Source organism: Enterococcus sp. AZ191, from assembly GCF_051713845.1.
Classification (GTDB): domain Bacteria; phylum Bacillota; class Bacilli; order Lactobacillales; family Enterococcaceae; genus Enterococcus_B; species Enterococcus_B durans.
Genome location: NZ_JBIOQS010000001.1, coordinates 1,055,855 through 1,078,727 on the forward strand (window position 1 = coordinate 1,055,855; position 22,873 = coordinate 1,078,727).

Annotated in this window: 22 protein-coding genes; 20 read left to right on the forward strand and 2 right to left on the reverse strand. The window is 38.3% G+C overall.

Annotated features, from left to right (window positions below; genetic code table 11):
* The first annotated feature begins 1 nt into the window (after position 1).
* The 3 genes from IGI47_RS05040 to recN all read left to right on the forward strand — a co-directional run bounded on the left by IGI47_RS05040 (position 2) and on the right by recN (position 3,079).
* Entirely contained in the window at positions 2-820 is an 819-nt protein-coding gene (locus IGI47_RS05040) for a TlyA family RNA methyltransferase (RefSeq protein ID WP_311930158.1), read from the forward strand.
* Positions 821-920: 100 nt separating this feature from the next.
* Positions 921-1,370 (forward strand): arginine repressor, encoded by a 450-nt coding sequence (argR, locus tag IGI47_RS05045; RefSeq protein WP_005881063.1) that lies wholly within the window; start codon positions 921-923, stop codon positions 1,368-1,370.
* Positions 1,371-1,387: 17 nt separating this feature from the next.
* Positions 1,388-3,079, forward strand: a complete 1,692-nt coding sequence (gene recN, locus IGI47_RS05050) for a DNA repair protein RecN (RefSeq protein ID WP_438783532.1) — start codon at positions 1,388-1,390, stop codon at positions 3,077-3,079.
* Positions 3,080-3,241: 162 nt separating this feature from the next.
* Here the strand turns inward: recN and IGI47_RS05055 are convergent, their stop codons facing one another.
* Both IGI47_RS05055 and IGI47_RS05060 read right to left on the reverse strand, forming a co-directional pair.
* Positions 3,242-3,358 carry a DUF4044 domain-containing protein gene (locus IGI47_RS05055; RefSeq protein WP_005881061.1) on the reverse strand — a complete coding sequence of 39 codons (117 nt, stop codon included), beginning with the start codon at positions 3,356-3,358 and terminating at the stop codon, positions 3,242-3,244.
* 71 nt (positions 3,359-3,429) lie between these two features.
* Entirely contained in the window at positions 3,430-4,386 is a 957-nt protein-coding gene (locus IGI47_RS05060; protein ID WP_104660575.1) for a magnesium transporter CorA family protein, read from the reverse strand.
* 220 nt (positions 4,387-4,606) lie between these two features.
* On the opposite strand from IGI47_RS05060, the gene IGI47_RS05065 reads away from it, so the two are divergent.
* From IGI47_RS05065 to ileS, 17 genes are all read left to right on the forward strand, one after another.
* The gene (locus tag IGI47_RS05065; RefSeq protein WP_005881059.1) at positions 4,607-4,975 is read left to right on the forward strand and encodes a DUF3397 domain-containing protein; all 369 of its coding nucleotides are present in this window, start codon (positions 4,607-4,609) and stop codon (positions 4,973-4,975) included.
* Between the two features lie 172 nt (positions 4,976-5,147).
* Complete coding sequence (gene mraZ, locus IGI47_RS05070) at positions 5,148-5,579, forward strand: division/cell wall cluster transcriptional repressor MraZ (RefSeq protein ID WP_438783534.1); 432 nt, start codon at positions 5,148-5,150, stop codon at positions 5,577-5,579.
* 19 nt (positions 5,580-5,598) lie between these two features.
* Positions 5,599-6,558, forward strand: coding sequence for a 16S rRNA (cytosine(1402)-N(4))-methyltransferase RsmH (rsmH, locus tag IGI47_RS05075; RefSeq protein WP_438783536.1), 960 nt, complete (start codon positions 5,599-5,601; stop codon positions 6,556-6,558).
* 4 nt (positions 6,559-6,562) lie between these two features.
* Positions 6,563-6,958, forward strand: a complete 396-nt coding sequence (gene ftsL / locus IGI47_RS05080) for a cell division protein FtsL (RefSeq protein WP_005881053.1) — start codon at positions 6,563-6,565, stop codon at positions 6,956-6,958.
* Complete coding sequence (locus IGI47_RS05085) at positions 6,959-9,151, forward strand: penicillin-binding transpeptidase domain-containing protein (protein WP_005881051.1); 2,193 nt, start codon at positions 6,959-6,961, stop codon at positions 9,149-9,151.
* A gap of 26 nt (positions 9,152-9,177) precedes the next feature.
* Positions 9,178-10,140: a phospho-N-acetylmuramoyl-pentapeptide-transferase gene (gene mraY / locus IGI47_RS05090; RefSeq protein ID WP_081133891.1), complete on the forward strand. Its 963-nt coding sequence runs from the start codon at positions 9,178-9,180 to the stop codon at positions 10,138-10,140.
* 13 nt (positions 10,141-10,153) lie between these two features.
* Positions 10,154-11,536, forward strand: coding sequence for a UDP-N-acetylmuramoyl-L-alanine--D-glutamate ligase (gene murD, locus IGI47_RS05095; protein WP_311930162.1), 1,383 nt, complete (start codon positions 10,154-10,156; stop codon positions 11,534-11,536).
* Complete coding sequence (gene murG, locus IGI47_RS05100) at positions 11,536-12,621, forward strand: undecaprenyldiphospho-muramoylpentapeptide beta-N-acetylglucosaminyltransferase (RefSeq protein WP_438783537.1); 1,086 nt, start codon at positions 11,536-11,538, stop codon at positions 12,619-12,621. The genes murD and murG overlap by 1 nt, the downstream gene beginning before the upstream one ends.
* Positions 12,622-12,637: 16 nt before the next feature.
* Entirely contained in the window at positions 12,638-13,846 is a 1,209-nt protein-coding gene (locus tag IGI47_RS05105) for a cell division protein FtsQ/DivIB (RefSeq protein ID WP_438783538.1), read from the forward strand.
* 153 nt (positions 13,847-13,999) lie between these two features.
* On the forward strand, positions 14,000-15,322 hold the full coding sequence (ftsA, locus tag IGI47_RS05110) for a cell division protein FtsA (protein WP_438783540.1): 1,323 nt from the start codon (positions 14,000-14,002) through the stop codon (positions 15,320-15,322).
* Positions 15,323-15,344: 22 nt separating this feature from the next.
* Entirely contained in the window at positions 15,345-16,586 is a 1,242-nt protein-coding gene (gene ftsZ / locus IGI47_RS05115; RefSeq protein WP_438783541.1) for a cell division protein FtsZ, read from the forward strand.
* Between the two features lie 16 nt (positions 16,587-16,602).
* On the forward strand, positions 16,603-17,289 hold the full coding sequence (locus IGI47_RS05120) for a YggS family pyridoxal phosphate-dependent enzyme (RefSeq protein ID WP_438783542.1): 687 nt from the start codon (positions 16,603-16,605) through the stop codon (positions 17,287-17,289).
* Positions 17,289-17,879, forward strand: coding sequence for a cell division protein SepF (locus IGI47_RS05125; protein WP_005881036.1), 591 nt, complete (start codon positions 17,289-17,291; stop codon positions 17,877-17,879). Before IGI47_RS05120 ends, IGI47_RS05125 begins: the two co-directional genes overlap by 1 nt.
* 29 nt (positions 17,880-17,908) lie before the next feature.
* The gene (locus IGI47_RS05130; protein ID WP_123862287.1) at positions 17,909-18,178 is read left to right on the forward strand and encodes a YggT family protein; all 270 of its coding nucleotides are present in this window, start codon (positions 17,909-17,911) and stop codon (positions 18,176-18,178) included.
* Positions 18,179-18,213: 35 nt separating this feature from the next.
* Positions 18,214-18,996: an RNA-binding protein gene (locus tag IGI47_RS05135; protein WP_311930168.1), complete on the forward strand. Its 783-nt coding sequence runs from the start codon at positions 18,214-18,216 to the stop codon at positions 18,994-18,996.
* Between the two features lie 20 nt (positions 18,997-19,016).
* Complete coding sequence (locus IGI47_RS05140; RefSeq protein ID WP_005881030.1) at positions 19,017-19,724, forward strand: DivIVA domain-containing protein; 708 nt, start codon at positions 19,017-19,019, stop codon at positions 19,722-19,724.
* 254 nt (positions 19,725-19,978) lie between these two features.
* Positions 19,979-22,771 carry an isoleucine--tRNA ligase gene (ileS, locus tag IGI47_RS05145; protein WP_311930170.1) on the forward strand — a complete coding sequence of 931 codons (2,793 nt, stop codon included), beginning with the start codon at positions 19,979-19,981 and terminating at the stop codon, positions 22,769-22,771.
* The last annotated feature ends 102 nt before the right edge of the window (positions 22,772-22,873 follow it).

Consider the following 22,873-nt stretch of genomic DNA (forward strand, 5'->3'; position numbering starts at 1 on the left):
AATGGAAAAAGAACGTGTGGACGTTTTAGCGGTCAAACAAGGATTATTTGAAACGAGAGAACAAGCAAAACGTTCAGTCATGGCAGGACTGATTTACAATGAAAAAAATGAACGTTTTGATAAACCTGGTGAAAAGATCCCTGTTACCAATGAATTGAAAATCAAAGGGAAAAAATTACCATATGTTTCCCGCGGCGGGTTGAAATTGGAAAAAGCACTAAACGTTTTTGATCTATCTGTTGCCGATAAAATCTTGCTTGATATTGGTGCTTCTACCGGTGGCTTCACGGATGCAGCTTTACAAAATGGCGCCAAAATGAGTTATGCGTTGGATGTTGGATACAATCAACTGGCGTGGAAGATCAGACAGGACGAGAGAGTAGAAGTAATGGAAAGAGTTAATTTTCGTTATTCAAAACCCGAAGATTTCAAGTTGGGAGCACCTGAAATTGCGGTGATCGATGTTTCGTTCATTTCTTTGAAACTAATGCTTCCTCCTTTACACGACATTTTAACAGATGGTGGCGAAGTGATCACCTTGATCAAGCCACAATTCGAAGCTGGCAGAGATGCGGTTGGGAAGAACGGTATCGTGCGTGATCCGCAAACCCATATACAAGTAGTTGAGGATATCTTGCGTTTTGCTACGGGCCATGGCTATGATGTTTTAGAATTAAGCTATTCCCCGATCACTGGTGGCGAAGGAAATATTGAATTTCTGGCACATTTGAAAAAAACAAAAGACGAAGGAACGTTATCTCCAACGATTGACGTAGTAAAAATCGTTGAACAAGCCCATGAACAATTCAATCACAAATAAATGCGAGCCAGATGATAAAGAAGTCAACGAATTCTTCTTTATTAAGCGCTTGAAATAAGCTATCATAGTAAAGAAGAATAAACGAAGGAGCGAAGAGCGTATGAGAAAAAAGGATCGACATCGTTTGATTACTCGGTTACTGAACGAAAATGATATCAGAAAACAAGAAGAATTCGTTGAAATCTTAAAAAACAAAGGGATATCTGTGACTCAGGCAACCATCTCTAGAGATATAAAAGAACTCAAACTTATCAAAGTCCCTGCCTCAGATGGCGGTTATCGTTACAGTCTTCCGGCAGAAACAAGTGAAGATGTGAATACGAAATTAGAAAAATTACTGAGAGATGCCTTTGTAGCTGTTGATCAAATGGAAAAATTTGTGATTTTGAAGACATTGCCTGGAAATGCATCAGCAGCTGCTAATCTTATCGATAAGCGCTATAAAAAAGAATTGTTTTCGATCATTAATGATGATGACAACGTGCTGATGATTACGCGTACAGAAGAAGATGCTGTGACATTAAAGAAAGATTTTCTACATTACCTCTGATAGAAGGAGTGAGTGCGATGTTACAAGAAATCAGTATTACTAATTTTGCGATTATTCCTGAACTGCGGTTGTCTTTTCATGAGGGAATGACGGCACTCACAGGTGAGACAGGCGCAGGAAAATCAATTATTATTGATGCTCTTGGGCTGTTGGCAGGAGGAAGAAGCTCAAGTGACTATATCCGACAAGGTGCAGATAAGTGTATTCTGGAAGGTTTATTTGAGTGGCCTAAACAAGACGGTTTTTCTGCATTGATGAATGAGTTAGGAATCGAATCTGATGGAGACAATCTGATTGTTCGAAGAGATATGTCTTTGACAGGGAAAAATGTTTGTCGTGTCAATGGGCACATCGTGACATTAGCTAATCTAAGAAAAATAGGCAGTTATTTGGTAGATATCCAAGGCCAAAATGAACATCAGGAACTTTTACAACCAGAAGCACACTTAATTTTACTCGATCGTTTTGGCGACAATGAATTTCAGCGTAAGAAGAAAAATTATCAGAAAGAGTTTTCGCGCTACCGTGAACTTGAACGGCAAGTTCGTAAGATCCAGAAAAATGAAAAATCTTTTGTCCAACGGATTGATATGCTTCATTTTCAGCAAGAAGAAATCGCTGCGGCACAATTAGAAGTAGGCGAAGAAGAACAGTTAAGTGAAGAGCGAGAAAAATTAAGTAATTATCAAAAAATAGTGGATAGCTTAGCTAGTGGCTATAGTGCGCTGAGCGGGGAAGAGCGGAGCAGTGTAGATAATGTAGGATTGGCAGTAGCTGAGCTGCAAAGTATCGCGCACTTGGATAATGAGTACGAGGCGATTTTTGAAAATGTCCAAAGCGCCTATTATTTATTGCAAGATGCAATCGGTGATATGAGTCGTCAAATTGACTTGCTAGAGTTAGATGAGAATCGCTTAGAAGAAGTGAATCAACGATTAGAGCTGATCCGTCAATTAAAGCGTAAATATGGGGAATCAATCGAAGCCATCTTGAACTATTACGATGATATCACTCAGGAACTAGCCTCTTCCGATTTTTCCGAAGGACAACTTGAAAAAATGAAAAGTGAACTGGCTGAAAAAGAAGAGAAACTTCAGAAACAGGCAGTAGAATTACATGAAATACGAAAGAAAATCGCTAAAGGATTAGAGCAATCTATCTTAAAAGAATTAAAAAGTCTTTATATGGAAAATACTGAATTCGAAGTACGCTTTTCAGAATCTGACAAGGCACAACTAGATATGAACGGATTTGACCAAGTGGAGTTCTACATAACCACGAATCCTGGGGAGCCTTTGAAACCTTTAGTCAAAGTAGCTTCTGGCGGCGAGCTTTCTCGGATGTTATTAGCATTGAAGACGATCTTTTCTTCTGAACAAGGAGTAACTAGTATTATTTTTGATGAAGTAGATACAGGGGTCAGTGGAAGGGTCGCACAAGCGATCGCAGATAAGATCTCACAAATCTCACGTTATTCACAGGTATTATGTATTACACATCTTCCTCAAGTAGCAGCCGTGGCTGACTATCAGTATTACATTAAAAAAGATGTCATCAAAGGGCGTACTCAAACCTCTGTAGCAGAATTGGCGCCAGCACAGCGTGAAGAAGAAATTGCACGGATGTTGGCAGGAAGTGAAATCACCACTTTAACAATGGAACATGCAAAAGAATTACTACGCTTAGCGAAACAAGTCTTTGATCAATAAGCGGTTGACACTAAGACAGCAATATATGATTATTGTGAAAAGAAATGAAACGTGTTTTTCGGTGGTTGAAGAAGCTGCTTTGGGAGTATTGTTTATTCGAAAAAAAGAGAAGGTTGACAAAATCTTTGTCAGCCTTCTCTTTTTTCGTTCAAACAATCGATGTTACATGACACTCATTACAGCAGTTAAAACAACTGAGCCAACAGTTAGAATAAGCATTGTCCAAATGACAATTTTGGTGATCTTGGAAAACGTACTTGTTTGTTTTTTCTCACGCATAGTATCTACCTCGAAATTTTATTGTTGCCCTTAGTTTACATGCTTTTTCTTTATTCGACAAGGGGGGATGATTATAAAAACTTCCCCTTTTTTAAATAATAAGCGGTTAGTATACTAATGAGTAGCATAAAAAGGGTCAGCCATAAAAAGGCGTCATCCCGTTCAGCAATAGGAAGTTTGATATTCATCCCGTAGAGACTCCCGATGATTGTCGGGATCGTTAAAATAATTGTAAGAGAAGTTAAAATTTTCATAATATTGTTTAGGTTATTCGATATAATAGCAGAAAATGTTTGGTTCATTTGTTCTACGAGATTCAACTGGATGCGGGCAGTCGTTCTAGCTTGTTCCGTCTCAATGATCACGTCATGTAGATGAGCTCTTAGCGCATGATTTTCTTGGATCGTTTTATTTTTTATCAGAGTATTTAGTGTAGTAGAATTTGCGGCTGTTGCTTCTCTGAAATACACTAAGCTTTTCTGGATATCCATGATTTGATACAGCTGACTATTTTCCGTAGAAACACGTAATTGTTTTTCTAAAACATCACATTGAGATTGTAAAGTAGACAAATACGTGTTGTATGAAAAAGTGATCTGCCAAATGATCTGCATGAAAATATTTAGATTGGTCGACAAATCATTTTTTTCAAACGTTTGACTGAATACTTTTTTCAAAAAGAGTGGTTCGTGATTCGTAATTGTGATAAGCTTTTTTTGAGGTGTCACTATAATTGAAAAAGGATACGTATCCACTTGGAAATACCCACTGGGACTTGTTTTTACAAAAGGATATTGTAATAATAATAACGCTGGTTTTGTTAGTTTTGTTTGATTGAATTCCTCTTCTCTTGAATTCTCAGCATCATCTAGTATTGACGTAATATAATCGGAAGGAATCTGGAATTGATGAGTTAGTTTATTGATTTCTTCTTCGTTTGGACGTTCCACACAATACCAAACTGTTTCAGCTGTTTCTTTTTGTGTATTTACTAGTTGCTGGTTAGTCATAGAAAAATACTTGATCATAGTCGAACCTCCTAAAATCTTTGTTTCTTCTATTATAACGGATTATCCAATCGAACACAGTTGGGGAGTTTGGACTAGGCAACTTTTCTGATTGATGTCGTCATTTGAAGTAGAAGACTCAATAAAGCAAAGAAAACTGTATAAATTTAAAATAAATGAAATAGTTGTGTAAAGTTTATAGCGTATACTTGAAACAACTAGAAGAAGGAGTTTTTGTCAGATGGGCACTTTTACACCAATTGTTTTATTTTGGTATATTTTTCCTGCAATCGTCTTATTTGGTTGCAACTTTTTGGTAAAACTATTTTCCTTGGACCGTCGTTTTAAAATTAAAGCTCCTGATCTTGCTGTCCCTTTTTTGTGGGGAGGCATGCATGCTTTATCACGTAATATGGCCACTTTTTCATTCCTACCATTTTTCATGATTTCCATGCTTTTAATGGCAATATGTATTGCTGTATTCCAAGCTTATTATTATGATGAAATCATTTATTCACGTTATTTGAAAATGACTTGGCGGTTAGCATTTTTACTGACGATTGTCTTTTATGGACTATTGATCGTTTTAAATATCCTTACGTATCTATGATAAAAAACGGTTTCGAGCTGTAAAAAGTTTTTTTAAAGACTTTTTACAGCTTAATTCTTAAAAAAGTTTTTATGAATAAAAAAGTTATTCTCGTATTTTCCATAAAAGGTGGTAGAAAGTGGGGGATTGTGGTAGACTAATTTTAGTTAGTGGAGGAACGGGGGTAGTTTCAATGTTGATGGGCGAATATCGGCATAATATTGATACAAAAGGTCGTATGATCGTACCTTCGAAAATTCGTGAAGAACTGGGCGAAGAATTTGTCCTTACCAGAGGATTAGATAGCTGTCTTTTTGGCTATCCTATGAGTGAATGGCAGAATCTAGAGTCCAAATTAAACGAAATGCCCTTAGCTAAAAAAGATGCTCGTACGTTCGTGCGTTTTTTTTACTCGGCTGCCACTGAATGTGAATTAGATAAACAAGGACGTATCAATATCCCCAGCACATTAAGAAATTATGCTGCTTTGACAAAAGAATGTGTAGTGATCGGCGTTTCAAATCGAATTGAGATATGGGATGAAGAACGCTGGCAAGAATTTTCCGAAGTTGCAGAAGAAAACTTTGATGAAATTGCTGAAAATATGATTGATTTCGGACTATAAGATAGGAAGAGGCTGACTAATGACTGAAACATTTCAACACTATACAGTCATGTTGAAAGAGACGGTTGATGGATTGAACATCAAACCTGATGGCATTTATGTAGACTGTACACTTGGCGGTGCCGGACATAGTGAATATTTATTGAGCCAATTGAATTCAAATGGGCACCTTTATGCATTTGATCAAGATCAAAAAGCAATCGATCATGCGACAGTACGATTAGCCCCATACGTTGAAAAAGGCATGGTTACTTTTATCAAAGCAAACTTTCGAGAATTAGAAGAGCAGATAACAAAATATGTTTCCCGTGTGGACGGTATTTTGTATGATCTAGGGGTATCTTCGCCTCAACTTGATGAAGCAGAAAGAGGATTTAGCTACCATCAAGACGCACCGCTAGACATGCGCATGGATCAATCAGCGCCTTTGTCTGCGTACCATGTGATCAATGAATATCCTTATAATGAACTAGTTAAAATTTTCTTTCGCTACGGTGAAGAGAAATTTTCAAAACAAATCGCTCGAGAAATTGAACGAGTCAGAAAAATACGTCCAATCGAAACGACTGGCGAGTTAGTAGAAATCATTAAAGATGTGATTCCTGCACCAGCGAGAAGAAAAGGTGGTCATCCGGCAAAACGGATTTTCCAAGCTGTGAGAATCGCAGTCAACGATGAACTGGGTGCGGAAGAAGCATCATTAGAACAAGCGATTCGTCTTTTAAATCAAAATGGTCGTATCAGTGTGATCACGTTCCATTCATTAGAAGACCGTATCGTCAAAAGCATGTTCAATGAATATAGTACAGTCCGAGATTTACCGCCAGGATTGCCAGTCATTCCAGAAGAATTTCAACCAGAATTAAAATTGATTAATAGAAAGCCGATCCTTCCTTCTGAAGAGGAATTAGCTGAAAATAACCGGTCTCGTAGTGCTAAATTACGAATTGCTGAAAAAATACGTGTGAAAGAGGAGTAGAATAATGGCAGAATTGAGAAAAGCACAAGAATATCCATATGATTTACCAGATATGGTCGAACAACCTGAACATCAGCTGCCAGATTCGAATCAAGAAGTTATTCTTCCTCAATCGCCAGCAAAACGGTTAAAACATATATCCAATTTAGAAAAACTGGCTGTAGTAAGTATTACGCTTTCGGTGATTGCGCTTTGCATACTAACTGTAATGTTGCGTACGAATATCAGTGGTGTAGAAAACGAAATTACAACGATCCAAACTAAAATCGACAAAAAAAATGTCGAAAAAACAAGTTTAGTACAAGAAAAGAACGAATTGTCACGTACTGAACGAATCAAAAAAATCGCAGAAGAAAAAGGGTTGTCTATCAACGATGACAATTTAAGGAAAGTGAAGTAAATGAGTCTTAAAAATAAATTCCGGCGGTTTATGGAAAAGAAAAATCTAAATCCGATGAACAATCGCAAAAAAGTAGGTATCATTTTATTTGCTACGAGTATTGGATTGTTCTTTTTATTTGCCGTCCGTTTTTCGTATATCGTTATTGGAGGCCATGTCGCTGGGACCTCTCTAGCGGAAAAAACTGAACAGCTCTACAAAGGTAGTGAAGTCGTCAAAGCAAAACGCGGAACGATCTATGACCGCAATGGAGTGGCCCTTGCTGAAGACGCTAAATCTTATTCGATCAAAGCTATCTTATCCAAAACGTATACAACTGGTGATAAAAAATTATATGCACAAGAAAAGGATTTTGATAAAATCGCTACGATTTTGCATAAAAATCTTTCAATCGAAAAGAGCCAGGCACTAAAGATCCTACAAGATGGCGCGAAAAATGAGCTATACCAAGTAGAGTTTGGAAACTATGGGAAAAATATCTCACAGGAGACCAGACAAACGATCGAATCAGAAATGAAAAAAGAAAATATTGCAGGGTTATATTTTGAAGATCATTCTGCACGGATGTATCCTAATGGTGTATTTTCTTCTCATTTTATCGGGTATGCTGTCCCAAATAAGGACGATACAGGTCTAGTTGGTAAATTGGGATTAGAGGCTGCTTATAACGATGTATTGAGCGGGAAAAATGGGAAAATCATTTATCAAAAAGATAATTACCAAAATGCCTTACCAGGGACAGTCGCTGAAGAAGAAAAAGCAGTGAATGGTCAAGATATTTATACGACTCTAGATAGTCGTCTTCAAAGTTATTTAGAAACCTTGATGGATCAAGTCAATGATGAGTATCAGCCAGAAGAATTAACGGCTGTCTTAATGAAAGCCAAAACTGGTGAGATCTTAGCAATGGGTCAACGACCTACTTTCAATCCAGAAACAATGGAAGGATTACAAGAAAAAGATTCCGTTTGGCGTAATTTCTTGGTTCAAGATAGCTACGAACCAGGCTCTACAATGAAAGTCTTCACCACAGCAGCTGCTATCGAAGAAGGAAAATTCAATGAAAATGAAACGTATCAATCAGGTAAGATCAAAGTTGCAGATGCAACGATCAATGACCATGATTACGGCGCAAAAGGTGTCTTAACAATGAGACAAGCACTTTCTTGGTCAAGTAACGTTGGGATGGTCATGTTGGAACAACGGATGGGTGGTGCATGGTATAACTATCTGCAAAAACTAGGTTTTGGACAAAGTACTCACTCTGGCTTAGATGATGAAGTTTCAGGAGCTTTGCCAACTGAAAACATTGTTGACCGTGCCATGAGTGCTTACGGACAAGCTGTAGGAGTGACGAACTTCCAGATGATGAAGGCATTCACGTCAATAGCAAACAATGGTACGATGATCCAACCACGTTATATCAGTAAAATCGTCGATCCGACGACTGGTGAAGAAAGAGCAACGCAAACAGAAGTATTAGGACAGCCATTTTCAAAGGAAACGACTCAAAAAGTACGTGAATATATGCGTGATGTGGTAGAAAGTGAAAATTATGGTAGTGCCTATGGTGTATATAGCGTACCTGGTTACAATGTTTCGGCTAAAACGGGTACTGCACAGATTGCTTCTGATACTGGTGGTTACCAAACAGGTGAGACAGCTTACTTGTATTCAATCGTTGAAATGGTTCCATCAGAAGATCCTGAATATGTATTGTATTTAACGATGAAACATCCTAAAACATATGACCGTGACGCATTAGCAAAAATCGCTAATCCATTGATGAAACGTGCAATGGACTTTAAAGAAACAGAAACAGATGAAAAAACAGAAGAAGCAACTGAAAAAGTGACTGTGGCTGATTACCGTAACCTAGGTACAGATGTTGCTGCAGCAGATGCACAAAAAAGTGGACTACAACCAATTGTTATTGGTGATGGTAAAAAGGTGAAAAAACAGTCAACAGAACAAGGCGATCAATTGATTTCTGGTGAAAAGATCATCTTATATACTGGTGGCGAGAAACTGATGCCTGATGTCACTGGTTGGTCTAAAGCAGACATCATGAAATTAGGTAAAATATTAGGGATCGAGGTAACTTTCGACGGTGATGGCTATTGCACAAAACAAAGCCTTGCGCCGTATGAAAAAATTACCGATGATAAATTAAGCTTTACATTAGAAGAATAAGAAGAGAATTTAGGAGAGAAAAGAGCATGGAGTGGACACAAGCATTAATTCCTATCGTTAGTAGCTGTGCAATGACAGTTGCAGCAATGCCGCTATTTATTGGATATTTTCAAATGAAAAAACAAGGACAAGCAATTCGGGAAGAAGGACCTAAATGGCATAATGTCAAAGCCGGAACTCCTACCATGGGTGGTTTAGTGTTCTTGGTTGCAGCTATATTGACAGGGATTTGGGTAGGTGCTTGGCAAGAGCAACTTACTCCTACTCTTTTCATTCTATTGTTTGTTTTAGCACTGTATGGAGCGATTGGTTTTTTAGATGACTTTATCAAAATTTTCAGAAAAAGAAATATGGGTCTAAATTCAAAACAAAAGCTGATTGGACAAATCGTCGGCGGCATCATTTTCTATGCAGTCTATCGTTCAGAAAATTATGCCGGTACACTGAACTTCTTTGGTATTGAGATTCCTCTTGGGATCATCTACGGAATTTTTGCTATTTTTTGGTTAGTTGGATTCTCAAACGCTGTGAACTTAACTGATGGTATTGATGGATTAGTGGCAGGGTTAGGTAGTATTTCATTTGCCACTTATGGAATCATTGCTTGGCATCAACAGCAATATGATGTACTGGTCATTTGTTTGAGTGTTCTTGGTGGATTATTGGGGTTCTTTGTGTATAACCACAAACCAGCAAAAATCTTTATGGGTGATGTGGGCTCGCTTGCCCTAGGTGGCTTACTGGCAGCAATCTCAATGATGTTGAATCAAGAATGGACATTATTGTTAGTTGGTTTGATTTATGTCGTGGAAACAGCTAGTGTCATGTTGCAAGTGACATCATTCAAACTAACTGGAAAAAGAATTTTTAAAATGTCTCCGATCCATCATCATTTTGAAATGAGTGGTTGGACAGAGTGGAAGATCGATATTGTTTTTTGGGCGATTAGTCTAGTGACTTCTTTGATTACATTATGGTTCATTTGGTAGGAGATGACAGGAAATGAAAAAAATTTCAACGTATGAAAATAAAAAGGTCCTTGTTTTAGGATTAGCAAAGAGTGGATTTAGTGCGGCCAAATTGTTACATGAATTGGGTGCACTTGTCACTGTAAATGATGGGAAAGCTTTTGATGAAAACCCTGAAGCACAAGAATTGCTGTCAATGGGGATAAAAGTGATCACAGGGAGTCATCCAATCGAATTATTGGATGAAGAATTTTCGTTATTAGTCAAAAATCCCGGTATCCCTTATAATCATCCTTTCGTTTCAAAAGCACAAGAACTGGGTATTCCGGTAATTACGGAAGTAGAATTAGCTTACGAGGTAGCGGAATGTCCGATTATTGGCATCACTGGGACGAATGGTAAAACGACAACTACCACCATGACTGGTTTATTATTGAATGCTGAAAAAAATGATGGCATTGCTCGCTTAGCTGGAAATATTGGTTATCCTGCAAGTAGTGTGGCACAAGAAGCAACTAAAGAAGATAAAATCGTGATGGAATTATCAAGTTTCCAATTGATGGGAATCACTGAATTTCGTCCTCACATCGCTGTGATCACGAATATTTATGAAGCGCATATTGATTATCATGGTACGCGTGATGAATATGTCAAAGCCAAATGGCAACTTCAAAAAAATATGACTGAATCAGACTACTTGATCCTCAACTGGAATCAGTCTGAATTAAGAGAACTAAGCAAAACGACAAAAGCAACTGTTTTACCATTTGCAACAGAACAAGAATTGTCGAAAGGTGCCTATTCATTGAATGGAAGTATCTTCTATGATCAAGAAAAAATTATGGATAGTTCTGAAATAGGTGTGCCAGGCTCTCACAATGTTGAAAATGCATTGGCCGCCATTTCAGTTGCTAAATTGTATGGGGTATCTAATACCGCAATTCAACAAACATTACAGCTTTTTCATGGTGTACCACACCGTACGCAATATGTAGGGGAAGTTCAAGGACGTAAATTTTATAATGACTCAAAAGCCACGAATATTTTAGCGACAAAAATGGCTTTAAGTGGATTTACGCCAGAAAACTTAGTATTGATCGCTGGTGGGCTAGATCGAGGGAATTCATTTGATGCATTGATTCCTTCCTTAACAGGTCTTAAAGCATTGATCGTTTTTGGTGAAACAAAAGAAAAATTGATGGAGGCTGGCAAGAAAGCAGGTATTCCTATTATTGAAACAGCGGAAAATGCTGAATCAGCAGTACCTGTTTCTCTTCGCTTAAGTGGAGAAGGCGATGTGATCTTATTGTCACCAGCTAACGCTAGTTGGGATCAATACCCTAACTTTGAAATCAGAGGCGAACGCTTTATGGACGCTATCAATAAACTAGAAAATGTAGAAGCGAGCGATAATTAATGAAAATTTTGGTTACAGGTGGAGGAACTGGAGGACATATCTATCCAGCATTAGCCTTCGTCAAATATGTTAAAACACAAGTGCCAAATGCTGAATTTATGTATGTTGGTGCACAAAGAGGGTTGGAGAATAAGATTGTTCCAGAAACAGGGATTCCATTTCGTACCTTAGAGATCCAAGGATTTAAACGAAAAATTTCACTGTACAATGTTAAAACAGTCCAACTTTTCTTGAAAAGTATCCGTTCAGCAAAAAAAATTTTAAAAGAATTTCAACCAGATGTTGTGATTGGTACAGGCGGTTATGTTTCAGGAGCCGTCGTCTATGCGGCTGCAAAATCAAATATTCCAACGATCATCCATGAACAAAACAGTGTCCCAGGGATGACGAATAAATTTTTAAGTCGCTACGTGGAACGGATCGCTATTTCCTTTAAGGATGCTCAAGCATTTTTTCCAGAAGAAAAGTCTGTGTTAGTGGGCAATCCACGTGCACAAGAAGTAGCGAATATGAATAAGACGGATATCGTCGAATCGTTTGGACTGGACCCAAATAAAAAGACTGTCCTGATCTTTGGTGGAAGCCAAGGAGCGCTAAAAATAAATCAAGCTGTAACAGATTTTTTGACTGATTTTGAAAGTAAGGATTATCAAGTGCTTTATGCTTCTGGCGAGCGTTACTATGAAGCAGTGAGAGAAAAAATAAATGCTTCACCAAATGTAAGTGTCCAACCCTATATCTCTAAAATGGCAGAAGTCATGGCTGCGAGTGATTTACTAGTCGGTAGAGCGGGAGCCACTTCCATCGCTGAGCTAACGGCGATCGGTTTGCCAGCGATCTTGATCCCAAGTCCTTATGTGACGAATGATCACCAAACAAAAAATGCCATGAGTTTAGTGCATGCGCATGCAGCTAAGATGATCAAAGATGACGAGTTGACCGGGAAAACATTGAGAAATACAATCGAAGAAATCATGACAAATGACAAGCTGCAACAAAGCATGTCCGAGGCGTCTAAACAACAAGGGATTCCAGATGCATCAGAACGGCTATATCGATTAGTAGAAGCTGTTATTCAGAAATAAAGGCGGGTGGTCTAAAGTGAGTAAGAAAAAAGAACCAGAAAATTTGCCGAATCAATCTGTTGATGAGAACAATCTAACTCCCTGGCAAAAGGCCAACCGGAAATATTTAGCAGAACATGGTAAAGAAGAAAAAGAAGCAAAGAAAAAAGCGGATAATGAAGTTCAACCAGACGAACAAGAAGCGGATACAGGACCAGCAACTGAAAAGGATGTTCCAGAACATGAGCATGACGCTCCATCCGAAGATGAACTGGAACAAACAAAAGTGGGTGGACCTTACAATGGTTCTTTCCTCAATCGATTGCCCAATCTGAAAAATCAGCGAAATAAAGTATTGTATCGGCGCTTGGCTTTGATTATCACGATTCTAGGTATACCATTGATCTTTTTGATTTATTATGTGTCTCCATACAGCAAGTTGCAAGCAGTCACTGTATCGGGCAACGAAAATGTCGCTGTCCAGACAGTCATTACGGATACGAAGTTAACGATGGGTACGAATATTTGGAAACAATATTGGCATAAGGCTGACTACATCAACAATTTGAAAGAAGAACAGCCACGGATCGAAAATGCACAAATCAGTTTTAAAACGCTCAATACGTTTACTTTAAAAGTCAAAGAGTACAAAGAAATTGCTTTAGTAACGAAAAACGGGCAGTATTATCCTGTAATGGAAAATGGGACAGTTCTTAGTGAAAAAGTGGCTAATCCCACAAAAAATCTTCCTATCCTAGATGGATTCACGAACAATGAAAAAATCAAATCATTAACAAAGGAATACAACAAACTGTCAGCTGAATTGCAAAAAGCAATTTCTGAAATCAAATACACACCAAGTGATACGAATAAAAACTTGCTCCGATTGAATATGAATGATGGCAACCAAGTCATTGTAAATATCCAAAATCTAGCTAGTCAAATGAAATACTATGCGCAAGTAGCAAAAGATATGGATGAAAAAGGTGTGATCGATATGGAAGTCGGTATTTTCTCCTATCCTTATTCAGAAAGCAGTGTAGAAGCAGAACAGACCTCTGGAACAAATTCGATGGAAACATCGACAGAACAAACAAATGGATCCTCTGCGAGTACCGAGCCTTCATCAGAAGAAACAGTACCAAGTGAGTCGGAACAGACAGGGAATACGTCAGGTGATACAAGTGAAACAAATCAAAATGATGATAATTCAAGTTCGTCTTCTTCGATTTCAACAGAAAATTGATAAAACAACTTTAAAAAGTGAGAATCTACTTTCTAAAAACCAGTAATTTATGGTAGAATTGAAAGCAGTGAATATATCTATTAAAGTATATTTAAAAACGGACGTTAGTTGTTCGCTTGTATATGGAATAGTAAGTAGGAGGGAATCCCATTCATGGCAAAAACAGGAATGTATGTAGGCCTTGATATTGGAACGACATCTGTCAAAGTTGTCGTGGCTGAATATATCGACAGCCAAATGAATATTATTGGAGTAGGAAACGCAAAATCAGAAGGGATTAACCGCGGCATTATCGTTGATATCGATAAAACGGTCCAAGCGATACAACGAGCAGTACGACAAGCAGAAGAAAAAGCAGGAATCCAGATCAAGAGCGTAAGTGTTGGTTTGCCCGCAAACATGCTTGAAGTTGAAAATTGCCAAGGAATGATCGCAGTTAACGGAGATTCAAAAGAAATCACCGACGAAGATGTCCGAAATGTGGCTTCAGCCGCCCTAGTTCGTTCAATTCCTCCTGAACGTCAAATCGTATCAATTTTGCCACAGGACTTTACCGTGGATGGATTCGAAGGAATCAAAGATCCACGTGGAATGATCGGTGTCAGACTAGAAATGTATGGTCTATTGTTTACTGGACCAAAAACTATTGTTCACAATATTCGTAAATGTGTAGAAAATGCAGGATTGGTCGTAAATGAATTAGTCATTACACCATTAGCTTTAACAGAAACAATCCTTTCAGATGGAGAAAAAGATTTCGGTACGATTGTTATTGATATGGGTGGGGGCCAAACAACAACGGCTGTTATGCATGATAAACAATTGAAGTTTACCAGTCTAGATCAAGAAGGTGGAGAATTCGTCACCAAAGATATTTCCATTGTATTGAATACTTCATTCAATAATGCCGAAGCGCTAAAAATCAATTATGGTGATGCTTATCCAGAACGGACTTCTGATCAAGAAGAATTTCCAGTCGATATGATCGGACAATCTGAACCAGTGAAAGTTGATGAACGCTATTTGTCAGAAGTCATCTCTGCACGTATGGAACAGATTTTTAACAAAGCAAAAGCTGCTTTAGATCAAATCGAAGCACTAGAACTACCTGGTGGAGTAGTGCTTACTGGTGGAGCAGCAAGTCTTCCTGGCGTTGTTGATCTAGCCCAAGAAATTTTTGGTGTAAACGTCAAATTATATGTACCAAATCAAATGGGTCTACGTAATCCAGTTTTTACTAATGTGATCAGTATCGTTGATTATTCAGCAAACTTGAGTGAAGTTTACCAATTGGCTAAAATTGCTGTAACTGGGGAAACAACTATTGCTCATCATCCGACTGTTGAACAAGAAGTAACTACTTATGACAGTTATGATGTTCAAGAAGAAACTGATTATGACGAAACTGAACAAAAGAAATCTGGCGAAAACGTAACGAATAAAATTAAAGGTTTCTTTTCAAATATTTTTGATTAATTCATCCTGGGAGGAATAAAATATGGAATTCTCAATTGATAATAATATCAATGACGGCGCAGTAATCAAAGTCATCGGTGTCGGTGGCGGCGGAGGAAATGCTGTAAACCGAATGATTGAAGAAAATGTAAAAGGCGTAGAATTTATTACTGCCAACACAGATGTACAAGCTTTGAAAAACTCAAAAGCTGAAACTGTTATCCAATTAGGCCCTAAATACACACGTGGGTTAGGTGCAGGTTCACAACCAGAAGTTGGACAAAAAGCTGCAGAAGAAAGCGAACAATCTTTAAGAGAAGCATTAGATGGCGCAGATATGATCTTTATCACAGCAGGAATGGGTGGCGGGACTGGTACAGGTGCTGCACCGATCGTAGCTGGAATCGCTAGAGAATTAGGCGCTTTAACAGTCGGCGTTGTAACACGTCCATTCACTTTTGAAGGACCAAAACGTGGCCGTTTTGCTGCAGAAGGAATTGCACGTTTGAAAGAAAACGTGGATACATTATTAATCATTTCAAACAACCGCTTATTAGAAGTAGTTGATAAAAAAACACCAATGTTAGAAGCGTTCCGTGAAGCGGACAACGTTTTACGCCAAGGTGTTCAAGGTATCTCCGACTTGATCACAGCTCCTGGTTACGTGAACTTGGACTTCGCTGATGTGAAGACAGTAATGGAAAACCAAGGAACTGCTTTGATGGGTATCGGCGTTGCAAGCGGTGAAGATCGTGTAGTTGAAGCAACGAAGAAAGCTATTTCTTCTCCACTATTAGAAACATCGATCGATGGAGCGGAACAAGTCCTATTGAACATCACAGGCGGTTTAGATATGACATTGTTTGAAGCACAAGATGCTTCTGATATCGTTGCAAATGCAGCTACAGGAGATGTAAACATCATCCTAGGTACTTCGATCAATGAAGAAATGGGCGATGAAATCCGCGTAACGGTTATTGCAACAGGTATCGATGAAACAAAAAAGGAACGCAAGTCTAGTCGTCCAACTAGACAAACATCTATGCAATCATCTACTCAAAAACCAGTATTGGATATGGATCAAGCAAAACCTACTCCAGTAGACGAAGAAAGTAGTTTTGGAGACTGGGACATCCGACGTGAACAAAATGTCCGTCCTAAAGTTGACGAATCTAATTTTGATACTATTGAAAAAAAAGAATTTGATACATTCAATCGTGAAGAAATAAAATCAAATGGTGATGACGAATTGAATACACCACCGTTTTTCCGTCGTAAAAAATAAGGGAGAGGGAGAGCACATGATTGCTGACAACTTGCTAAAAATCGAGCAAGACATTCAGGATTCGTGTGCTCTTGTTCATCGTAATCCGAAAGAAGTTACTTTAGTGGCCGTGACAAAGTCTGTGGACTCTGACAAGGCAGAAGAGCTGATTAAAGCGGGAGTAAAAAATTGCGCAGAAAATCGCGTAGATAAGTTATTGCAGAAAAAACAAGGTTTGCAAAATCATCCTGATATCAAGTGGCATTTAATTGGTAATTTACAGCGCAGAAAGGTAAAATTGATTGTAAATGAAATTGATTACTTTCATGCGTTGGACAGTTTAAAATTAGCAGAAGAGATCCAAAAAAGAGCAGAAAAACAACTTGCTTGTTTTGTAGAAGTGAATGTCTCTGGTGAAGAGTCAAAACAAGGGATATCTCCAGATGAGCTTCTTCCTTTTTTAGAATCGTTGGCTTCATTAACTAAGATAAAAGTTGTCGGTTTGATGACAATGGCGCCTAAAGATGCTTCTGCTGACCAAATTCGTAAAGTGTTTGGAACGCTGAAAGAGTTGCGTGATCTTGTTCAGAAGAAAGAACTTCCACATGCACCATGTACAGAATTAAGCATGGGAATGAGTCAAGATTTCCAATTGGCAATCGAAGAAGGTGCTACATTCATTCGTGTAGGGACAGCGTTATTCAAAGACGAGGAGGAACAATAATGCCGCTTTTAAATAGAGGAGCAATTGCTAATTTTTTCGGATTAGCTGATGAAGAAGAGTACGAAGAATACCCTGAAACAACTAATAGAGCTGTAACACAGCCGACTAAGAATAAACCAACACAAGTGCAGATGAGTCAACCCAAAACTACGGTGGTCTCAAAACCACGTGAGCAACAAAGGACTACACGTCCTGTGACCCGTGAAACTGCACAACCAGAAACAAAAAAAGTAATTGAATTACATCAATCATCTGCTAAAAATGTCCGTAAAGAAGAAGCTACAAAATCTTCATTTACACCAAAGACAAATTTAGCTGGAAAAATCACGGTCATGGAACCACGTACGTACTCTGAAGCGATGACCATTGCGAAACGGATCATCGCTGGAGAAGCCACGTTAGTTAATTTTCATCTTGTGGAAGAAAAACAAGCAAGAAGAATCGTTGATTTTCTAACTGGAACTGTCTATGCACTAGACGGTGATATCAAGCGTGTGGGAGACGAAATCTTCCTATGTACGCCTACAGGTATGGAAATCGATAGTTCAACGGCTCAATCGTTTGCGGACGTGAACATGTTTGACCTATAAGAGGAGGAACTACGATTTATACTATTTTTATGTTACTTAATTTGCTTGGGCGAGCAGCATATTTTTACAGTATCTTGTTGATGATCTATGCACTGTTATCTTGGTTTCCGGGAGGATACCAATCAGGAATCGGTCGGTTCCTAGCTAAAATATGCGAACCATATATACAGTTATTCGAACGACTTCCTTTACGGATCGGTGGCTTTGATTTCACGATCTTGGCATCGATTCTCATTTTGAATTTAGCGGTACAAGGACTGCAACAAATCGTCTTATGGTTGATGATGGCAGTTTACTGATCAACGAATCAGAGAGAAAAATAGGAGGGGGAAAAATGGACGCAAATGTATATCAGCATTTCCGTGCGGATGAACGTTCTTTCATTGACTCAGTTGGTGATTGGATCGAACAGGTCCAGGGTCAATATGCGCCGTATCTTACAGATTTTCTAGACCCAAGACAATCCTATATATTAGAAACGTTGGTTCGACAAGAAACCGAACTACGCTATTCTTTTTATGGGGGATATGAGCAGGCGGAACGGAAGAGATGTTTGATTTTCCCCGAATATTATCAACCTGAAGATGAGGATTTTGAAGTTTCATTATATGAGATTCACTATCCAAGCAAATTTGCCAGTTTGAGTCATGGAAAAATTCTGGGTACATTGGTTGGTACTGGGATCAAACGTTCTTACTTTGGCGATATCATTTCTGACGGGGAACGTTGGCAAGTCTTTATCGCACAAGAAGTAGAACAGTTTGTTGTAACTCAAGTAACAAAAATTGGTAAGGTCGCTGTTCGTTTAGAACCGAAGAAGTATACAGAATTGATTCTGCCCAAAGATAGTTGGGCTGAAGAAAGAGGTACTGTTGCTTCATTGAGACTAGACAGTGTCATCTCAGAGATTTATAATATCTCCAGACAACGTTCAAAACAGTTGATTGAGTCAGGTAAAGTAAAGGTGAATTGGACTGAAAACACTCGACCCGACTTTTTACTTGAGTTACTGGATATTGTTTCGATCAGAGGTTTTGGTCGCATCCAAGTACAGGGACTTGAGGGGAAAACTAAAAAAGAAAAGTATAGAGTATTGTTTGGTGTATTACGTAAATAAAACAAGAAGGTGGTTTACTCATGGCTTTAACTCCATTAGATATCCAAAATAAAACATTCCCGACAAAAATGCGGGGATATAATCAAGACGAAGTAGATGATTTCTTAGATTTAGTTGTTCGTGATTACGAAGAAGTAACACAAAGAAATCGTGAACTTGAAAAAGCAGTGAAACATTCAGAAGAAAAACTTGAATATTTCAATGAATTAAAAGATGCGTTGAATCAATCAATCATTGTTGCCCAAGATACTGCGGATAAAGTAAAAACTAGTGCAAGTAAAGAATCGGAAGTGATCGTTACTTCTGCACAAAATAAAGCAGATGAATTGGTGGCAACAGCTGAAAAACGTGCGCATCAATTGACGACAGATGCTGAAGAAAAAGCAAGAAAAATCTTGACAGATGCTACTGAAAAAGCAAAACAATTAGCAACTGAAACAGAAGATCTGAAGAAAAAAACACGTGTGTTCCATCAAAGAATCAGCTTGATGTTAGAATCACAATTAGAACAAGTGAAGAGTCCAGAATGGGATGAGATTTTACAACCATTCTCAAGTTATGTCACAGATAGTCATGAAGTAATCAAAGAAGTTTTGGCAAAACAACTTGACAATGAAAATCAAACTGATGTAAACTCAGACACAGGAATCATGGAAGCACCAATCACAGCATTCGATACTCAGGCAATCGATATTTCGATCGTTCCTGGAGATCATGAAGAAGAGTAGAACAGAAAAGCCTCTTGCCATTCTTTAAGCGAGCCGATGATAGTGGAAGATCGGTAAGACACTGCAAGATGAAAGATCCTCTACCTGAATTGTTTCTGAACTAAGAGTAGGAAACAGCGGTTGACCTCGTTATGGGTCTTCGAGAGTTACATCATCATGTAACTGAATTTGGGTGGTACCACGGCATGTTCGTCCCTTGGATGAACATGTTTTTTTGTGTTCTCAAAATTATTAATCAAGGAGTGTAGTGCGTAATGAAAATGAAAGAAACCTTGCAACTAGGTAAAACAAAATTCCCTATGCGTGGGAACTTGCCAAATCGCGAAGCAGATTGGCAAAAAGAATGGGAAGAAAATAAAATCTACCAAAAAAGACAGGAACTAAATGAAGGAAAACCAAGTTTTGTTCTTCATGATGGCCCTCCTTATGCAAATGGAAATATCCATTTAGGTCATTCACTAAATAAAATCAGTAAAGATATCATCATCCGTTCAAAATCAATGTCGGGTTTTCGTGCACCCTATGTTCCTGGTTGGGATACTCACGGCTTGCCGATCGAACAAGTATTAGCCAATAAAGGAATCAAACGTAAAGAAATGTCTAAGGCTGAATATTTGGAAAAATGTCGTGAATATGCACTTTCACAAGTAGACAAACAACGGAATGATTTCAAACGATTGGGTGTCGCAGGTGACTGGGATCATCCATATGTCACTTTAGATCCATCTTATGAAGCTGCCCAAATCAGAGTATTTGGTAAAATGGCTGAAAAAGGTTATATCTATAAGGGATTGAAACCTATCTATTGGTCACCATCAAGTGAATCTTCACTTGCTGAAGCTGAAATCGAATATAAAGATGTGAAGTCACCTTCTATCTTTGTTGCTTTTAATGTCAAAGATGGAAAAGGGGTCGTTGATGAAGATGCTGCTTTTGTGATTTGGACAACAACACCTTGGACATTACCAGCTAACCAAGGGATTGCAGTAAATCCTAGCCATACGTATGTATTAGTGGAAGCTGATGGCCGTAAATTTGTAGTTGCAAAAGATTTATTAGAAACTGTCCAATCAGAAATCGGTTGGGAAAATGTGAGTGTCTTAAAAGAGTTTTCAGGTCAAGAGATGGAATATATGACTGCTTGGCATCCATTCTATGATCGTGAATCATTAGTGATCTTAGGTGATCATGTCACTTTAGATGCTGGTTCTGGTCTAGTACACACAGCGCCTGGACATGGGGAAGACGATTATATCGCTGGGAATAAATACAAGTTGCCTGTAGTATCACCAGTTGATTCCAAAGGCGTGTTTACAGATGAAGCACCTGGGTTTGAAGGGATCTTTTACGATAAAGTAAATCCAATGGTCACAGATCTATTAAAAGAAAAAGGCGCTTTATTGAAATTAGACTTCTTTACCCATAGCTATCCTCATGATTGGCGTACAAAAAAACCGGTGATCTATCGTGCAACACCTCAATGGTTTGCATCAATTGATGATTTCCGACAAAATATTCTTGATGAAGTTGAAAAAGTGAACTGGATTATTCCATGGGGGAAAACACGTCTTTATAACATGATTCGTGACCGAGGCGACTGGGTCATTTCACGACAACGTGCTTGGGGTGTGCCATTACCGATTTTTTATGCAGAAAATGGTGAAGCAATCATCACACCAGAAACAATTGAACATGTTGCGAATCTATTCGCAGAACATGGATCGATTATTTGGTTTGAAAGAGAAGCAAAAGAGTTACTTCCTGAAGGATTTACACATCCAGGTTCACCGAACGGTCAATTTACGAAAGAAACAGACATCATGGATGTTTGGTTTGACTCAGGTTCATCACATGAAGCAGTTTTACGTCAACGTCCAGAATTGACATTCCCTGCAGATATGTATTTGGAAGGTTCTGACCAATACCGTGGTTGGTTCAATTCAAGTATCACAACGAGTGTAGCAATCAATGGCGTGGCACCATATAAATCAGTTCTTTCACAAGGATTTACTTTAGATGGAGAAGGCCGCAAAATGAGTAAATCACTTGGAAATACGATTTTACCTGAAAAAGTGATCAACCAGTTTGGAGCAGATATTTTGCGCCTTTGGGTAGCAAGTGTCGACTATGAAGCGGATGTACGCGTATCAATGGATATCTTGAGCCAAGTTGCAGAAGTTTACCGTAAAATCAGAAATACGATGCGTTTCTTGATCGCGAATACAGAAGATTTTGATCCGAAAAAAGACACAGTTTCTTATGAAGAACTACGCTCTGTTGATAAATATATGACAGTTCGTTTAAATGAAGTTATTAAAGAAATTCGTGAAGAAGGATATGAAAAATATAACTTTATGCATATCTATCGTACAGTGATGAATTTCTTGACAGTAGATCTATCTGCATTCTATCTAGATTTTGCCAAAGATGTGGTTTATATCGAATCAGAAAATGATTATCAACGTCGTTGCATGCAAACTGTTTTCTATCAAACAGCTGTGGCATTGACAAAATTATTGACACCGATCATTCCACATACAACGGAAGAAATTTGGTCATTCTTGAAAGAAGAAGAAGAATATGTGCAATTAAGCGAACTTCCTGCATATGAAACATTTGCTAACCAAGAAGAGTTGATGGATACGTGGGCAGCATTTATGGACTTAAGAGATAAAGTATTGAAAGCTCTTGAAGAAGCACGTAACAGTAAATTGATTGGGAAATCTTTAGAAGCTAAATTAACGATCTATCCAAATCAACAAGTACGTGAATTGCTAACAGCGGTGGACGCAGATATTCCACAATTATTGATTATTTCACCCGATTATTTTGAAGTGAAACATGATCAAATAGATGTACCTGCAGAAGCTGTGACATTCGATGATGTTTCGATTTTAGTTGAAAAAGCAGATGGAGAAACTTGCGATCGTTGTCGCCAAATCCGTAAAGATGTAGGAGTTGATGAAAAATTACCTCATCTATGCGGACGTTGCGCACATATCGTAGAAGAAAATTATCCAGAAGCAGTTGCTGAAGGATTTGAATAACAGTTAAAAGAACAGAAGTGATAAGGTACAGAAATCCTCAAAATTTATAAAATCATTTTTCAAATTTTGAGGATTTGGGCTTATTGCTAGAGAATAGGATTC

What these genes read in the sequence shown, in the direction of transcription:
- IGI47_RS05040 (WP_311930158.1), top strand. Translation starts at nt 2, where the DNA reads ATGGAAAAAGAACGTGTGGACGTTTTAGCGGTCAAACAAGGATTATTT.
- argR (WP_005881063.1), top strand. Translation starts at nt 921, where the DNA reads ATGAGAAAAAAGGATCGACATCGTTTGATTACTCGGTTACTGAACGAA.
- recN (WP_438783532.1), top strand. Translation starts at nt 1,388, where the DNA reads ATGTTACAAGAAATCAGTATTACTAATTTTGCGATTATTCCTGAACTG.
- IGI47_RS05055 (WP_005881061.1), bottom strand. Translation starts at nt 3,358, where the DNA reads ATGCGTGAGAAAAAACAAACAAGTACGTTTTCCAAGATCACCAAAATT.
- IGI47_RS05060 (WP_104660575.1), bottom strand. Translation starts at nt 4,386, where the DNA reads ATGATCAAGTATTTTTCTATGACTAACCAGCAACTAGTAAATACACAA.
- IGI47_RS05065 (WP_005881059.1), top strand. Translation starts at nt 4,607, where the DNA reads ATGGGCACTTTTACACCAATTGTTTTATTTTGGTATATTTTTCCTGCA.
- mraZ (WP_438783534.1), top strand. Translation starts at nt 5,148, where the DNA reads ATGTTGATGGGCGAATATCGGCATAATATTGATACAAAAGGTCGTATG.
- rsmH (WP_438783536.1), top strand. Translation starts at nt 5,599, where the DNA reads ATGACTGAAACATTTCAACACTATACAGTCATGTTGAAAGAGACGGTT.
- ftsL (WP_005881053.1), top strand. Translation starts at nt 6,563, where the DNA reads ATGGCAGAATTGAGAAAAGCACAAGAATATCCATATGATTTACCAGAT.
- IGI47_RS05085 (WP_005881051.1), top strand. Translation starts at nt 6,959, where the DNA reads ATGAGTCTTAAAAATAAATTCCGGCGGTTTATGGAAAAGAAAAATCTA.
- mraY (WP_081133891.1), top strand. Translation starts at nt 9,178, where the DNA reads ATGGAGTGGACACAAGCATTAATTCCTATCGTTAGTAGCTGTGCAATG.
- murD (WP_311930162.1), top strand. Translation starts at nt 10,154, where the DNA reads ATGAAAAAAATTTCAACGTATGAAAATAAAAAGGTCCTTGTTTTAGGA.
- murG (WP_438783537.1), top strand. Translation starts at nt 11,536, where the DNA reads ATGAAAATTTTGGTTACAGGTGGAGGAACTGGAGGACATATCTATCCA.
- ftsA (WP_438783540.1), top strand. Translation starts at nt 14,000, where the DNA reads ATGGCAAAAACAGGAATGTATGTAGGCCTTGATATTGGAACGACATCT.
- ftsZ (WP_438783541.1), top strand. Translation starts at nt 15,345, where the DNA reads ATGGAATTCTCAATTGATAATAATATCAATGACGGCGCAGTAATCAAA.
- IGI47_RS05120 (WP_438783542.1), top strand. Translation starts at nt 16,603, where the DNA reads ATGATTGCTGACAACTTGCTAAAAATCGAGCAAGACATTCAGGATTCG.
- IGI47_RS05125 (WP_005881036.1), top strand. Translation starts at nt 17,289, where the DNA reads ATGCCGCTTTTAAATAGAGGAGCAATTGCTAATTTTTTCGGATTAGCT.
- IGI47_RS05130 (WP_123862287.1), top strand. Translation starts at nt 17,909, where the DNA reads ATGTTACTTAATTTGCTTGGGCGAGCAGCATATTTTTACAGTATCTTG.
- IGI47_RS05135 (WP_311930168.1), top strand. Translation starts at nt 18,214, where the DNA reads ATGGACGCAAATGTATATCAGCATTTCCGTGCGGATGAACGTTCTTTC.
- IGI47_RS05140 (WP_005881030.1), top strand. Translation starts at nt 19,017, where the DNA reads ATGGCTTTAACTCCATTAGATATCCAAAATAAAACATTCCCGACAAAA.
- ileS (WP_311930170.1), top strand. Translation starts at nt 19,979, where the DNA reads ATGAAAATGAAAGAAACCTTGCAACTAGGTAAAACAAAATTCCCTATG.